This is a genomic window from Paracoccus sp. pheM1 (assembly GCF_018499825.1).
Lineage (GTDB): Bacteria > Pseudomonadota > Alphaproteobacteria > Rhodobacterales > Rhodobacteraceae > Paracoccus > Paracoccus versutus.
The window spans coordinates 739,708-754,012 of the sequence record NZ_JAGXCX010000001.1 but is presented as its reverse complement, the minus strand read 5'-3'; the positions used below and the strand labels follow the sequence as shown (position 1 = coordinate 754,012).

Sequence of the window (14,305 nt, the reverse complement as noted above, 5' to 3'; positions counted from 1 at the left end):
TGCCCCGCCCCCGCGGGGCGGAGCGATTGCGCAGGCCGGTCGATCTTGCGGCCCGTGCGGGCTTCCCCTACATCTTGCAGAACAAAGAAAGGATCCGCCATGGCGATGGAAGCCCAGGATATAGAAGCCCTGATCCGCGCTGCATTTCCGCATGCCAAGATCACGATCACCGACCTTGCCGGGGACGGAAACCACTATGCCGCCGAGGTGATCGACGAAAGCTTCCGCGGCCAGAACCGCGTTCAGCAGCAACGTGCCGTCTATGCGGCGCTGCAGGGCCATATGGACGGCCCCAACGGCGCCCTGCATGCCCTTGCGCTGACCACCAAGGCACCCGACTAAGATCAACCGCAAGCGTCGCGACCAGGCGGCGCTTCAGCAAGGACCGGACGAAATGACCGATGCACGCCAGCAAATCCAGGAGACGATCGACGCAGACGATGTCGTCCTGTTCATGAAAGGCACCAAGGAGATGCCCCAATGCGGCTTTTCAAGCCGCGTGGCCGGGGTTCTGAACTATATGAACGTCCAGTATCGCGACGTGAACGTGCTGGCCGACGAGACGATCCGCCAGGGCATCAAGGATTTCTCGGACTGGCCGACCATCCCGCAGCTTTACGTCAAGGGCGAGTTCGTGGGCGGCTGCGACATCGTCACCGAGATGACGCTTTCGGGCGAACTCGACCAGCTGTTCGACAAGGCCGGCGTGACCTATGACAAGGATGCCGCCAACAAGATCCGCGAAGCGAACGCCTGAGCGCGGGCGCAGCCGACGCGACAGGAAAAAAGACCCCGCCGGCGGCGGGGTCTTTTGTTGTCAATGGGTTGCGGGACGATCCTCAATAGGGATCTTCGCTCCAATCCTCGGCCTCTTCCCAGTCCGGCTCGTCGCGGTGGCGCCAGTGCTGCAGGCGCGAGGCCAGGGTCATCCCCACCGCAAAGGCGCCGATCAGCGGCGCGACGGCCGCCGCCCGCGACTGCGAGGCGCCCTGGACCTGCCCGGCGACGCGGCGCAGCGTATCGGGCGGCAGGCCCAGCGTGCCGACGGCGCTTTCGCCCGCCCGGCGCGCGGCGCCATAGACGCTCGCCTCGGCGCGGTCGGCCATCCGGTCCGCCTTGTAGGCCAGGCTGTCGGTCAGCGAATGCACCCGCTGCTCGGCCTGGTCGATCAGCTGGCCGGCCTTTTGCGAGGCGCGCTCCAGTGCCGCATCCGCGGCGCCGGTGGCTTTTTCGACGGCCATGTCGGCGGCCAGCATCAGCCGCTGCTCGACCTCGGCCTTCAGCTCGTCGGTGGTGGGGACGGGATGGCGTTCCTTGCGCGCCATCAGCATCACCGCCAGCCCGACCAGCACGAAGCCCAGGCCGATCGCCAGCGAGGCGCCAAGCGCCCCCCAGCCCAGGTGATCGGCCAGCCAGGTCCACAGCGCCGCCAGCAGGAACCCCGCCCCGATCAGCAGGGCCGCGCCTGCCCCGGCCGACAGGCCGGCGCGGCGCAGCCTGTCGGTCAGGGCGAGCTGGAGTTTCCTGGTATAGTCGAACATCCGCCGAGACTCAGCGCCGCGCGATGATCAGGCCCAGCAGGAAGCCGATGCCGGCCGCGATCCCCAGCGCCTGCGCCGGGTTGCGCCGCACCATGCCCGAGACCTCGTCGTAATATTCCTCGGCATGGGCCGCGACCTCATGCGCCTGCCGTTCGCCCTGCCGGTAAAGCCGGCGGGCTTCGTCGCGGGCGCGCTCGGCATATTCATGACCCCGCTCGCGGACGGTTTCGGCATATTCGGCGCCGCGGCGCTTGGCGTCCTCGACGAATTCGGCGCCTTTTTCGCGCGCGGTCTCGTAAAGCTCGGCGCCCTTCTCGCGGGCGGTCTCATAGGCTGCGCTGGCCTCGTCAGCGGCGCGGCTGGCGTGGCGGCCTACATCGTCAGCGGCCTCGCGCGCCTTGGCTTTCAGTTCATCGGCGGTGGCTTCGTGGTTCGCCATGATCTTGTCCTTTCGCAGGGCTGTATCGGTTTCGGAAAAGCAAACCCCGAAACCCGCAGATCGTTCCCGGACCGGCCGCGATTTCCTGCCCGCAGCGTCAAAGTGCCGCGTCAAAGGCGGAAACCAGCCGCGCCACCGTGCCCTCGACATCCTTGAGCTTGTCGAGCCCGAAAAGCCCGATGCGGAAGCTGCGGAATCCCTCGCCCTCGCCGACCTGCAGGGGCACGCCCGCGGCGATCTGGTAGCCGGCGGCCAGGAACTTGCGCCCGGTCGAGATCTCGGGGTCGTCGGTATGGCAGACCACCACCCCCGGCGCGGCAAATCCCTCGGCCGCGACCGAGCGCAGCCCGCGCCGCGCCAGCTCCGAGCGCACCGCGTCGCCCAGCCGCCATTGCGCCTCGCGCGCCGCCTCGAGCCCGAAGGCGCGCGTCTCGTCCATCGCGTCGCGCAGGCCCAGCAGCGCATCCGTCGGCAGCGTGGCGTGATAGGCATGGCCGCCGTCCTCATAGGCCTTCATGATCGCGCGCCATTTCTTCAGGTCCAGCGCGAAGCTGTCGCTGACCGTGGTCTCCAGCCGCTCGATCCCGCGCGGGGACAGCATGACCATCCCGGTCGAGGGCGAGGCCGACCAGCCCTTTTGCGGCGCCGAGATCAGCACGTCCACGCCGGTCTGGCGCATGTCGACCCAGATCGCGCCCGAGGCGATGCAGTCCAGCACCATGATCGCGCCCACCTCATGCGCGGCATCGGCCAGCGCCTTGATATAGTCGTCGGGCAGGATCATGCCCGCCGCCGTCTCGACATGCGGGGCAAAGACGGCATCGGGGCGGGTGTCGCGGATCTTTTCCACCACTTCCTCGATGGCGGCGGGGGCAAAGGGGGCGCGGGGCTCGTTGCCCTGCGGCCGCGCCATCATCACCGTGGTCTGGCGCGCGAAACCGCCCGCCTCGAAGATCTGGCTCCAGCGATAGCTGAAAAAGCCGTTCCTGACGATCAGCGCATGGGCGTCGCGGCCGAACTGGCGCGCCACGGCCTCCATGGCGCAGGTACCGCCGCCGGGGACCAGCGCCACCGCATCGGCGCCATAGACCTCGCGCAGCGTGGCCGAGATGTCGCGCATGACGCCCTGGAATTTCTGCGACATGTGGTTGAGCGAGCGGTCGGTGAAGACGACCGAGAATTCCTGCAATCCCTCGGGGTCCACATCGGGGCGAAGTCCGGGCATGGCCGATCCTTTCTGCTGGTTTTGCCGGCAGCCTAGCGCGCCCTCGCCCACACGGCCAGCCCTACCGAAGCGGCAGCCCGCAGCAGCCCCTTGCCGGCCGCGCCGCGCCCGACTAGCTTCAGGGGGAACAACCGACAGGCCAGTCACCATGCGTATCGGCATTCTCAAATGCGGCCAATCGCCCGAGGAACTTCGCGGCGATCTGGGCGACTATGACACCATGTTCGAGCGGCTCCTTGCCGGGCGGGGCTTCGATTTCACCAGCTATCACGTTGAAAGGATGGAGTTCCCGCCGGATGTCCACGCGGCCCAGGGCTGGCTTCTGACCGGCTCGCGCCATGGCGTCTACGAGGATCATCCCTTCATCCCGCCGCTCGAGGAGTTCATCCGCACCGCCTATGCCCGGCATGTGCCGCTGGTCGGCATCTGCTTTGGCCACCAGATCATCGCCCAGGCGCTTGGCGGCACGGTGACGAAGCATCCCGGCGGCTGGGCGGTCGGCGCGCATGACTACGATTTCGGCGGCGAAAAGGTCACGCTGAACGCATGGCACCAGGACCAGGTCGTCGCCCTGCCCAGGGATGCGCAGATCGTCGCGCGAAACGAGTTCTGCGAAAACGCCGCGCTGGTCTATGAGGATCGCGCCTTTACCGTGCAGGCCCACCCCGAGTTCGACGACGCCTTCATCCAGGGGCTGATCGAGCATCGCGGCCGCGGCGCGGTGCCCAAGCCGCTGCTGGACCAGGCCCGCGCCCGCATGGGCACCCCGCGGCAATCGCCGGGCATCGCCGACCGGATCGAGGCCTTCTTCAAGGCGCCGCGCGCCTTCAGCGCAGAAATCCGCCAGGGGGCCGCATGAGACCGCATTGGATCGAGGAAACCCCGCAGGCCGCGCAGGACTATGTCGCCGGGCGGCGGCTGGACGAGGTGGAATGCATCGTCGCCGACATCGCCGGGGTGGCGCGGGGCAAGGCCATGCCCGCCTCGAAATTCGCGCATCAGGAACGGTTCTACCTGCCGAACTCGATCTTCCTGCAGACCATCACCGGGGATTGGGCCGACAACCCCTCGGGCGCCTTCACCGAGCCGGACATGATCCTGACGCCGGATTTCTCGACCGCGACGGCGGCGCCCTGGACGGCGGACGTGACCTTGCAGGTCATCCACGACGTCTCGGACCAGTCCGGCAACCCGGTGCCCATCGCGCCGCGCAACGTGCTGAAACGGGTGGTCGATCTTTACCGGCAGCGCGGCTGGCGGCCCATCGTCGCGCCCGAGATGGAGTTCTTCCTGGTCGCGCGCAACATCGACCCGAACCAGCCGATCATGCCGCCCATGGGCCGCACCGGCCGCCGCGCCGCCGCCAAGCAGGCCTATTCCATGTCCGCGGTGGACGAATACGGCAAGGTCATCGACGACATCTACGACTTCGCCGAGGCCCAGGGCTTCGAGATCGACGGCATCCTGCAGGAAGGCGGCGCCGGCCAGGTCGAGATCAACCTCAACCACGGCGACCCCGTCGCCCTGGCCGACCAGATCTTCTATTTCAAGCGGCTGATCCGCGAGGCGGCGCTGCGCCACGACTGCTTCGCCACCTTCATGGCCAAGCCCATCGAGGGCGAGCCGGGCAGCGCCATGCATATCCACCACTCGGTCGTCGGCATCGGCGACGGGCGCAACATCTTTTCCGACGAGCAGGGCCGCGAGACGCCGGCCTTCATGCATTTCATCGCCGGGATGCAGAAGCACCTGCCGGCGGCGGTGGCGCTGCTGGCGCCCTATGTCAACAGCTATCGCCGCTATGTCCCTGATTTCGCGGCGCCGATCAACCTGGAATGGGGGCGCGACAACCGCACCACCGGGCTGCGGGTGCCGATCTCGAAACCGGAATCGCGGCGGGTCGAGAACCGGCTGGCGGGCATGGATTGCAACCCCTACCTGGGCCTGGCCGCCAGCCTCGCCTGCGGCTACCTGGGGCTGGCCGAGGCCGAGGCGCCGCGCGCCGAATGCCTGGGCGACGCCTATATGTCCGAGGACGAGTTGCCCTATAACCTGGGCGACGCGCTGGACCTGATGGACGAGAGCGCGCCGATGCGCGAGGTGCTGGGGGCCGAGTTCATCGACGTCTACCAGGCGGTCAAGCGCAACGAATACAAGGAGTTCCTGCAAGTCATCAGCCCCTGGGAGCGCGAGCATCTGCTGCTGAACGTATAGAGCCGGGCACGGCCTGGCCTTGGCGCGCCGTCGGAATGGGTATTTGGACAACGAAGAAGGCCGAGGGATGAACCTGCTGTTTTCCAACGACCGGCCGGGGGAGTATCCGCCGAGCCTTTATGCCGCGACCCGCGATCCGCTGCCTGCCTTCCCCGAGCAGCGGGGCGAGGCGCACGCCGATGTCGTGGTGGTGGGCGCCGGCTATACCGGCTTGTCGGCGGCGCTGCACCTGGCCGAGGCGGGCCGCGACGTGGTGGTGCTGGAGGCGCATCGCGTGGGTTTCGGCGCCTCGGGGCGCAATGGCGGCCAGATCGGCTCGGGGCAGCGGCTGGAGGTGGACGAGCTGGAGCGGATGGCCGGGGTCGAGGCGGCGCATCGGTTGTGGGACATGGCCGAGGAGGCCAAGCGCCTGACCCGCGATCTGGCGGCGCGCGCCGGGGTGCCGGTCGCCTGTGGCATCGCCCATGCCTTTCGCAAGCCCGCCGAGCTGGACCATGCCCGCGCCATGATCGACAGGCTGGCGCGCGACTACGGCTATGATCGGATCGAGGCGCTGGAGCGCGACGCCTTTCGCGCGCTGGTGCCCTCGGACGCCTATGTCGCCGGCGAGCTGGACCATGGCGCGGGGCATCTGCATCCGCTGAACCTGGCCATCGGCATGGCGCGGCTGGCGGATGCGGCCGGCGCGAAGATCCGCGAGTTGAGCCATGTCCACCACATCCGCCACGCCCGACGCGCCGGTGAAAAGAGCATCGTCCAGACCGGCAAGGGCCGGGTGATCTGCGACCATGTCATCCTGGCGGGCAATGGCTATCTGGGCAATCTGGACACCCATGTCGCCGCCCGCGTCATGCCGATCAACAATTTCATCGTCGCGACCGAGCCCCTGGGGCCGCGCGCGGCCGAGGTGCTGACCCAGCCCATCGGCGTGCATGACACCAAGTTCGTGGTGAACTACTGGCGGCTCGACCCCGAGGGGCGGCTGATCTTCGGCGGCGGCGAGAATGTCAGCTATCGCTTTCCCGCCGACATCGCCGCCAAGGTGCGCAAGCCGCTGCTGGAGATCTATCCCGGCCTTGCCGACGTCAGGCTGACCCATGCCTGGGGCGGCACGCTGGCGATCACCATGAACCGCATGCCCTGCTTTGCCCGGCCGGCGCCGAATTGCCTGTCGGCCAGCGGCTATTCCGGCCATGGGCTGGCGCTGGCCAATCTTGCCGGCAAGCTGATGGCGCAGGCGGTTCAGGGGCAGGCCGAGGGGTTCGACACCATGGCCGCCCTGCCCTCGCCCGCCTTTCCCGGCGGTGCGGCGCTGCGCTGGCCGCTGCTGGTCGCCGGCATGGGCTGGTATTCGCTGCGCGACCGGCTGGGCTTCTAGCGCTTTTCCGCCAGCTCGCGGTCGCGCCGGGCCTTGGCGCGGGCGATGCGCTCGGCCATCTGCTTTTCGCGGTGGCGGTGATAGGCCTTGATCAGCGGCACGGTCAGGTAATGCGCCGCGACCGAGACCGCGATTCCGGGCAGCACGCCCCCCACCGCATAGGGCAGGAAGATCTGCTCGTTGAATTGCAAAAGCTGGTCCCAATGCGCCGTGCGCTCCGCGCTGAGCGGCGCCAGCAGGTTGTTCCACAGCTCGCTGCCGGCGCGGGTGAATTCGTCAAAGATCAGGTGCGGGGTAAAGCGGCCCTCGACCCCCAGCATCCAGCGCCCCAGCCCCACCGAGGTCAGCGCGATGAAGGGCGTGGTCAGCGGGTTGCCGACGAAGGTGCCCAGAAGCGCCGCCAGGATATTGCCGCGGATCAGCCAGGCCAGCGCCGCAGCCCCCATGAAGTGAAAGCCGAAGAAGGGCGTGAAGGAAATGAAGATGCCGCAGGCCCAGCCGCGCGCTACCCGATGCGGCTGGTCCGGCAGGCGGCGCAGCCGGTGCAGCACGTATTTCGACGCCCGCTTCCAGCCCGAGCGCGGATAGAACATCTCGGTCCACATCTGAGCATAGCTCAGCGGCTTGCGTCTTTTGAACATGCCGGCCGCGCCTCAGCTTATATGGGCGGAAGGATCGCGGATGCGCGAGACCTGGGCCACGTCGCTTTCGGTTTCCAGCGCGGTCAGCAGCGTGTGCAGATGTTCGCGGTCGCGCAGCTCGACCTCGACCCGCAGGCGATAGAAATCCGGCTTGCGGTCGATGAACTCCAGGTCCGAGATATTCGCCCCCTGCGCGCCGATCAGCGTGCAGATGCGGCCCAGCACCCCGGCGTCGTGGCGGATGGTCAGGGACAGCATGGTGGAATAGGCGGCCGGGTGCTGGCCTTCGCGCCAATGCAGGTCGACCCAGCGTTCCGGGCTTTCCTCGAACTCGGCCAGGACGGGGCAGTCGATGGCATGGATCACCACGCCCTTGCCGCGATAGGTGATGCCGACGATGCGCTCGCCCGGCAGCGGGTTGCAGCAGGGGGCGCGGGTGAATTCCTGGTCGGCCGCCAGCCCCGCGACTGCGCGGCGGGCGTCGATCTCGCTGCGCTTTTCGGCAAGTTCGGGGTAAAGCGTGGTCAGCACGTCATGGGCCGAGATCTCGGCGCTGCCGATGCGGGCCAGCAGCTCGTCGGTGTCGGGCAGCGCCATGGTCTTGGCCGCGGTGCGCAGCGCCTTGTCGCTGACCTTGCGCCCGACATGTTCGAAGGCCACCCGCACCAGTTCCGATCCCAGCCGGATGAAGCGGGTCCGGTCCTCTTGCCGCAGGCTGCGGCGGATCGCGGCCTTGGCCCGGCCGGTGACGACGATGTCGAGCCAGGTCGCCTGCGGGCGCTGGCCGGAGGCGGCGATGATCTCGACCGACTGCCCGTTCTTGAGCCGCGTCCACAGCGGCACGCGGATGCCGTCCACCTTGGCGCCGACGCAGGACGAGCCCAGCCGGGTATGGATCGCATAGGCGAAATCCAAGGGGGTCGCGCCCTTGGGCAGCGGGATCACGTCGCCCTTGGGGGTGAAGCAGAACACCTGGTCGGAATACATTTCCAGCTTCACGTGTTCCAGGAACTCGTCGTGATCCTCTTCGCCGAAACGCTCGGTCAGGCTGGCGATCCATTCGCCCGGATCGACGGCAAAGGGGTTCGCGGTGCGCACCCCGTCGCGATAGGCCCAATGCGCGGCCACGCCAGCCTCGGCCACCTCGTGCATCTGGCGGGTGCGGATCTGCACCTCGACCCGCTTGCCGTCGCGCCCCGAGACGGTGGTGTGGATCGAGCGATAGCCGTTCGCCTTGGGCTGGCTGATGTAATCCTTGAACCGGCCCGGCACCGCGCGCCAGCGGTGGTGGATCACGCCCAGCGTGCGATAGCAGTCGGGTTCCGTCCGGGTGATGATGCGAAAACCGTAGATGTCCGACAGGCGCGAGAAGGAAAGCTGCTTTTCCTGCATCTTGCGCCAGATGCTGAAGGGGCGCTTGGCGCGGCCATAGACATCGGCCTCGATCCCCTCGCGTTCCAGCTCGGCGCGGATGTCGGCGGTGATCTTGGGGATCACGTCGCCGGATTCGCGCTGCAGGCTGACGAAGCGGCGGATGATCGAATTGCGCGCCTCGGGGTTGATGACCTTGAAGGCCAGGTCTTCCAGCTCCTCGCGCATCCATTGCATGCCCATGCGGCCGGCCAGCGGCGCATAGATGTCCATGGTCTCGCGCGCCTTTTGCTGCTGCTTGTCCGGGCGCATGGACTTGATCGTCCGCATATTGTGCAGGCGGTCGGCCAGCTTGACCAAGATCACGCGAAGATCGCGCGACATCGCCATGAAAAGCTTGCGAAAATTCTCGGCCTGTTTGGAATGCGCGCCGGAAAGCTGCAGGTTGGTCAGCTTGGTCACGCCATCGACCAGATCGGCGATCTCGCGCCCGAAGATCTGCGCCACCTCGGCCCAGGTCGAGCGCGTGTCCTCGATCGTGTCGTGCAGAAGCGCGGTGACGATGGTCGCATCGTCCAGCCGCATCTCGGTCAGGATGGCGGCGACGGCGACGGGATGGGTGAAATAGGGTTCGCCCGAATGGCGGAACTGGCCTTCATGCATGCGACGCCCGTATTCATAGGCGTCGCGGATCAGTTCGGCATTGGTGCGCGGGTTGTAGTTGCGGATCAGCGCGATGAGGTCTTCGACGTCGATCATGATGGGCCGAAGACCTTTGGATTCAGTTCCTGCCTTGCGCTTCCAGCATCATGCGCAGCATGCGCTCTTCCGATTCCTCGTCGGCGGGCTTGGGACGGTCCATCTCGGCACCCAGCAGCAGGGCCATCGCGTCCTCTTCGGGCTCGTCGACCTCGATCTGGGTCTGATGCGCCTCGATCATGCGCTCGCGCAGATCGTCCACGGGCTGGGTTTCGTCGGCGATCTCGCGCAGCGCCACGACGGGGTTCTTGTCATTGTCGCGATCGACGGTCAGCGGGCTGCCCGCGGCGATTTCGCGCGCGCGATGGGACGCCAGCATCACCAGGTCAAAACGGTTCGGAACCTTATCGACGCAATCTTCGACTGTAACGCGGGCCATCGGTCAACCTTATCAGCTGGAATCGGGGTGCAGGGGGCGAGGCCGGATATTTGGGCGCCCGCGACGGAAATGTCAAGCACTTGCGGGCCGCATCCCCGCCAGCGCCTCGGGCGGAAGCGCCGCCAGCATCTGCGCCACGCTGAGCCCAAGGCGCGGATGCACCCAGTCCGGCGCGATCTCGGCCAGGGGGGCCAGGACGAAGCCGCGGTCCTGCAGCCGGGGATGGGGCAGGATCAGGCCCTGGGGGGCATGCAGCGGCTGTTCCTGCGGTGGCAGGCCGCGCCAATGGTCCTGCACGGCGGCATCGGGCAGCACCAGATCGCCATGGGCCAGCAGGTCCAGGTCCAGCCCGCGGGCCTGCCAGCGCGCGCCGTCGCGGCTGCGGCCCAGTTCGGCCTCGATTTCGTGCAATTCGCGCAGCAGTTGTTCGGGCGGCATGACGCAGCGGAAAGACGCCGCCGCATTCACATAATCGGGACCGGAACCTGCCGGAAAGGCTGGGGTAAACCAGAAGCGGCTGAAGGCCGCCGGCACAACCTGCGGTAATTGCGAGATCTTTTGCAAGGCGAAACGCAGGCTCTGCGAGGGCGAACCTGCCGAACTAGGCAGGTTTGCACCCAGGGCAACGAGGACTAAGTTCGCTTTCTGACTTTGGTTTCGAGACATCTCGGGGGAATCGTGTTTTACAAGGACGACCGGCTGGCGTTGTTCATTGACGGGTCGAATCTTTATGCTGCGGCAAAGTCGCTGGGCTTCGACATCGACTACAAGCTGCTGCGGCAGGAATTCGAACGGCGCGGCAAGCTGGTCCGCGCCTATTATTATACGGCATTGCTGGAGAACGAGGACTACTCACCGATCCGCCCGCTGGTCGATTGGCTGCATTACAACGGCTATTCCATGGTGACGAAACCCGCGCGCGAATATACCGACGCGCTGGGGCGCCGCAAGGTCAAGGGCAACATGGATGTCGAGCTGGTCATCAACGCCATGGAGCTGGCGCCGCGGCTGGATCATGCGGTGCTGTTTTCCGGCGACGGCGACTTCCGGCCGCTGGTCGAGGCGCTGCAGCGTCAGGGCGTGCGGGTCTCGGTGGTCTCGACCATGCGCAGCCAGCCGCCGATGATCGCCGACGAATTGCGCCGGCAGGCGGACAATTTCATCGAACTGGACGCGCTGCGCGACATCATCGGCCGCCCGCCGCGCGAGCCCGCCCCGCAGGAAAGCTGACCCGGCAAAGCTGCCCCGGCACGGGGCCTGCACCATCGACGCCTGACAGCGGCCTGCCACGCGCCTAGCGTTCGGTCAGCTTCAGCTCGATGCGGCGATTGCGGGCACGGGCCTCGGGCGTGTCGCCCTGCGCCACCGGGCGGGTATCGGCAAAGCCGGCAGGCGCCAGGCGGGTTGCCGGAAAGCCCAGATCGTCCACCATGTAGCGCACCACCGCCAGCGCGCGCGCCTGGCTCAGTTCCCAGTTGTCGCGATAGCGCCCCAGCCCCGAAAGCGGCACGTCGTCGGTATGGCCGTCGACGCGGATCATCCAGCCGATCTCGGGCGGGATCTCGGCCGAGATCTGTCCCAGCATCTCTGCCACCCGCGCGATCTGCGCCTGGCCTTCGGGCGACAGCGTCGCCTCGCCCGGCGCGAACAGCACTTCCGAGGAAAAGACGAAGCGGTCGCCCACCACCTGCACGCCCTCGCGGCCGGCCAGGATCTGCGACAGCCGGCCGAAGAACTCCGAGCGATAGCGCGCCAGATCCTTGGCCTCGGCCTCGGCCTTGCTGCGCGCGTCCTCTTCCAGCGCGCGGCGCTTGCGCTCCTCTTCGGCGGCGCGCAGCAGGGCGACGTTCAGCTGCCGGCCCAGATCCTCGGCGCGCAGGTCGGCCTCGCGGCGTTCGTCGCCGGCAGCGTCCAGCACGGCGCGCAGGCTGCCCAGCTGGTCGTTGAGCCGCGCGACCTGCTGGTTCAGCGCGGCCAGCCGGCGCTGGTCCTCGACCGTCAGCGCCTCCTGCTCGGACAGCTCCTGCCGGGCCAGGGCCAGCAGGGCGGCCTGTTTCTCGGCCTCGCTGGCCTGGGCCTCGGCCTGCTCGCCCAGCTGCTTCTTGGCGGCCTCGGCGGCGGCCAGCAGGGTCAGGGTTTCCTCGGCCTCCTTGCGCGCCGCCTCCAGCTCCAGCGTGGCGGCGTCCAGTTCCGCATCCGACCTGGCCAGCCGTTCGCGCAGCGCCTCGGCGGCGGCGGCATCGGCCAGCCGCGCGGCCTCGGTCTCGTCCAGCTGCTGCCGCGTTTCGGTGTTCTGGCGCCGCAGGTCGCCGATCAGCGCCTCCAGCGCCTCGCGCCGGGCGGCGGCAAGGCGCGCCGCCTCGGTCTGTGCGTCGATCTCGGCCCGCGCGGAAGCCACCGCCTGTTCGGAACGCCGCAGCCGGTCGCGCTCGGCCGCCAGGTCGCGGTCCAGCGAGACCGCCTGCGCCTGCGAGGTGGACAGCGCGTCCGACAGCTCGGCCACCTGGCGGCCAAGCTGGTCCAGCTCGCTGTCCTGGGTGGTGATCTGGTCGCGCAGCACCGATTGCACCAGCAGGAAGATGGTCAGCACGAACATCATGACCATCAGCAGCGCGGTCATCGCATCGACGAATCCCGGCCAGATCGTCGCAGAGAAACGGTTGCCGCCGCCCCGGCTAAGTCCCATCGCCGCGCTCCAGGTTGCGGATCGCGCGGGTCAGCGCCGCCAGGTCGCTGCGCAATTCGGCGATCAGCCCGTCGCGGCCGCTGGCGGTTTCCTCGACCAGCCGGCCCAGCTGCACGTCGATGGAACGCAGCCGCATCCGCGCCTCGGGATCGTCGCCCGCGGCGGCGGCGGCAGCAGCCGGCCGCTGCGCGCCAAGGTCCAGGATGCGCTCCTGCCCCTCGGCCAGCCGTTCCAGGGCGCGGGCCAGCCGGCCGTCCTCGGGCGCGGGAGCTTCGGCAAGCGTCGCCAGCCGGGCCTGGCCCTCGGCCAGACGCTCCAGCGCCTCGCCCAGGACGGCGCCGTCGAAGCCCGGTTGCTCCGGCGCCTCGGCCAGCACCGCCAGCCGCTCCTGGCCCGCGGCCAGCCGTTCCAGCACCGCGGGCAGCGCCGGATCGTGGCGGGGCTCGGCGGCAAGACGGTCCTGCCCTTCGGCCAGACGCTCCAGGACGGCGACCAGCTCCGGGTCGCGGCGCGGCTCGGCCAGCCCGCCGATCGCCCGCTCGACCCCGGCCAGGGCCTGCGCGGTCGCCTCGCGCTCGGCGGCCAGCGTCTCGCCCAGCCGGTCACGGTCCGACCCCAGCAGCCCGGCCAGCCGCTCCACCCCCTCGGCCAGCGCCAGCGAGCGCCGGTCGGCGGCGGCGGCCTCCTGGTCGCGCAATTCGTCGCGGCGCAGGTAGAAGTCCTGCAGGCCGGTCATCTGCGCCTCGACCCGCTCGATGAAGCCGGCCAGCGCCGCCTCGCCCAGCCCCTGCCCGTCGCCGCCGCCCAGGCCGATGCGGGTGAATCCCGACATCCATTCCTCGAGCTCGCGATAGAAGCGGTTCTGGCCATGGACGACGAACAGCTCCAGCAGCCCGACCACCAGCGAGCCGGCCAGGCCCAGGAGCGAGCTGGAAAAGGCCGTGGCCATGCCGCCCAGCTGCGATTCCAGCCCCGTCATCAGCTTGTTGAAGACCTCGAGCCCGGTCTCGCCATCCTTGGGCGAAAGCGCGCGGATCGTGTCCACCACGGCCGGCACCGTGGTCGCAAGCCCGTAGAACGTCCCCAACAGGCCCAGGAAGATCAGCAGGTTCGCGAGGTAACGGGTGATGTCGCGCGCCTCGTCGATCCGCGTCGCCACCGATTCCAGGATCGAGCGCGAGGATTCGGTCGAGATCGCCCCGCCCACCGGCCCGCGCTGGCCCAGCAGCGCGGCCAGGGGCGCCAGCAGCCGCGGCGCATCGTCCGGCCCCGCCGGCTCGGCCGCGCTGACGCCGCGCTCGGCGGCATTGCGGCGGCGGGCGGCGAAACGCTCGATCCAGCTGACGGATTTGACCAGCTCGGCCACCTGCCAGAAACAGCCCAGCACGCCCATGACGAAGACGGCCAGGATCAGCCCGTTCAGGTATTCGTTCGAGTGAAAGATCGACAGGATGCGGCCATAGGCGAACCAGGCGCCGGCCACGACCAGCACCAGCACGATCAGCATCAGCAGGATCTGCCGGACGGGCTGCGAGAATTGCGGCTGCGAGGGCCCGGTCCCGCCCGGCCCCCCGTCGCGCGTGGCCGCCAGCCGGGCGGCGCGAGAGCGGCGGCCTTCCGGCGCGGCGGGCGGACCCTCGGGCGGTTCGGCGTCAGTTCGGGACAAGTTCCA

The 14,305-nt window shown here is 68.5% G+C and carries 15 protein-coding genes; 6 read left to right on the top strand and 9 right to left on the bottom strand.

The window, feature by feature from the left end; genetic code table 11:
* Positions 1-99: 99 nt before the first annotated feature.
* Positions 100-342 (top strand): BolA/IbaG family iron-sulfur metabolism protein, encoded by a 243-nt coding sequence (locus KF941_RS03770; RefSeq protein WP_024844566.1) that lies wholly within the window; start codon positions 100-102, stop codon positions 340-342.
* Between the two features lie 52 nt (positions 343-394).
* Positions 395-757 carry a Grx4 family monothiol glutaredoxin gene (grxD, locus tag KF941_RS03765; protein WP_036759351.1) on the top strand — a complete coding sequence of 121 codons (363 nt, stop codon included), beginning with the start codon at positions 395-397 and terminating at the stop codon, positions 755-757.
* Positions 758-839: 82 nt separating this feature from the next.
* On the opposite strand, the gene KF941_RS03760 is transcribed toward grxD, so the two are convergent.
* From KF941_RS03760 to KF941_RS03750, 3 genes are all read right to left on the bottom strand, one after another.
* A complete protein-coding gene (locus tag KF941_RS03760; protein WP_072463845.1) occupies positions 840-1,541 on the bottom strand; it encodes a hypothetical protein in 702 nt (233 codons plus the stop codon).
* 10 nt (positions 1,542-1,551) lie between these two features.
* Positions 1,552-1,980 carry a DUF883 family protein gene (locus tag KF941_RS03755; protein ID WP_036759354.1) on the bottom strand — a complete coding sequence of 143 codons (429 nt, stop codon included), beginning with the start codon at positions 1,978-1,980 and terminating at the stop codon, positions 1,552-1,554.
* 97 nt (positions 1,981-2,077) lie between these two features.
* Complete coding sequence (locus tag KF941_RS03750; protein WP_072463844.1) at positions 2,078-3,205, bottom strand: aminotransferase class V-fold PLP-dependent enzyme; 1,128 nt, start codon at positions 3,203-3,205, stop codon at positions 2,078-2,080.
* A 148-nt stretch (positions 3,206-3,353) separates the two neighbouring features.
* Between KF941_RS03750 and KF941_RS03745 the strand changes: the two genes are divergently transcribed.
* From KF941_RS03745 to KF941_RS03735, 3 genes are all read left to right on the top strand, one after another.
* Positions 3,354-4,064 (top strand): type 1 glutamine amidotransferase, encoded by a 711-nt coding sequence (locus KF941_RS03745; protein WP_036759356.1) that lies wholly within the window; start codon positions 3,354-3,356, stop codon positions 4,062-4,064.
* A complete protein-coding gene (locus tag KF941_RS03740; RefSeq protein ID WP_072463842.1) occupies positions 4,061-5,419 on the top strand; it encodes a glutamine synthetase family protein in 1,359 nt (452 codons plus the stop codon). The genes KF941_RS03745 and KF941_RS03740 overlap by 4 nt, the downstream gene beginning before the upstream one ends.
* 67 nt (positions 5,420-5,486) lie before the next feature.
* Entirely contained in the window at positions 5,487-6,797 is a 1,311-nt protein-coding gene (locus KF941_RS03735) for an FAD-binding oxidoreductase (protein WP_214272576.1), read from the top strand.
* On the opposite strand, the gene KF941_RS03730 is transcribed toward KF941_RS03735, so the two are convergent.
* The 4 genes from KF941_RS03730 to folK all read right to left on the bottom strand — a co-directional run bounded on the left by KF941_RS03730 (position 6,794) and on the right by folK (position 10,613).
* Positions 6,794-7,438 carry a DUF2062 domain-containing protein gene (locus KF941_RS03730; RefSeq protein WP_036759361.1) on the bottom strand — a complete coding sequence of 215 codons (645 nt, stop codon included), beginning with the start codon at positions 7,436-7,438 and terminating at the stop codon, positions 6,794-6,796. The genes KF941_RS03735 and KF941_RS03730 overlap by 4 nt on opposite strands.
* A 12-nt stretch (positions 7,439-7,450) precedes the next feature.
* A complete protein-coding gene (locus KF941_RS03725) occupies positions 7,451-9,568 on the bottom strand; it encodes a bifunctional (p)ppGpp synthetase/guanosine-3',5'-bis(diphosphate) 3'-pyrophosphohydrolase (RefSeq protein WP_036759362.1) in 2,118 nt (705 codons plus the stop codon).
* Positions 9,569-9,590: 22 nt separating this feature from the next.
* A complete protein-coding gene (rpoZ, locus tag KF941_RS03720; protein ID WP_024844556.1) occupies positions 9,591-9,947 on the bottom strand; it encodes a DNA-directed RNA polymerase subunit omega in 357 nt (118 codons plus the stop codon).
* A gap of 72 nt (positions 9,948-10,019) precedes the next feature.
* Positions 10,020-10,613: a 2-amino-4-hydroxy-6-hydroxymethyldihydropteridine diphosphokinase gene (gene folK, locus KF941_RS03715; protein WP_214272575.1), complete on the bottom strand. Its 594-nt coding sequence runs from the start codon at positions 10,611-10,613 to the stop codon at positions 10,020-10,022.
* Positions 10,614-10,625: 12 nt separating this feature from the next.
* Here folK and KF941_RS03710 point away from each other — a divergent pair, with 12 nt between their 5' ends.
* Positions 10,626-11,177 carry an NYN domain-containing protein gene (locus tag KF941_RS03710; protein ID WP_036759365.1) on the top strand — a complete coding sequence of 184 codons (552 nt, stop codon included), beginning with the start codon at positions 10,626-10,628 and terminating at the stop codon, positions 11,175-11,177.
* Between the two features lie 64 nt (positions 11,178-11,241).
* Here the strand turns inward: KF941_RS03710 and KF941_RS03705 are convergent, their stop codons facing one another.
* Complete coding sequence (locus tag KF941_RS03705; RefSeq protein ID WP_214272574.1) at positions 11,242-12,633, bottom strand: peptidoglycan -binding protein; 1,392 nt, start codon at positions 12,631-12,633, stop codon at positions 11,242-11,244.
* On the bottom strand, positions 12,623-14,299 hold the full coding sequence (locus KF941_RS28505) for a hypothetical protein (protein ID WP_214272573.1): 1,677 nt from the start codon (positions 14,297-14,299) through the stop codon (positions 12,623-12,625). The genes KF941_RS03705 and KF941_RS28505 overlap by 11 nt, the downstream gene beginning before the upstream one ends.
* Positions 14,300-14,305 lie beyond the last annotated feature (6 nt).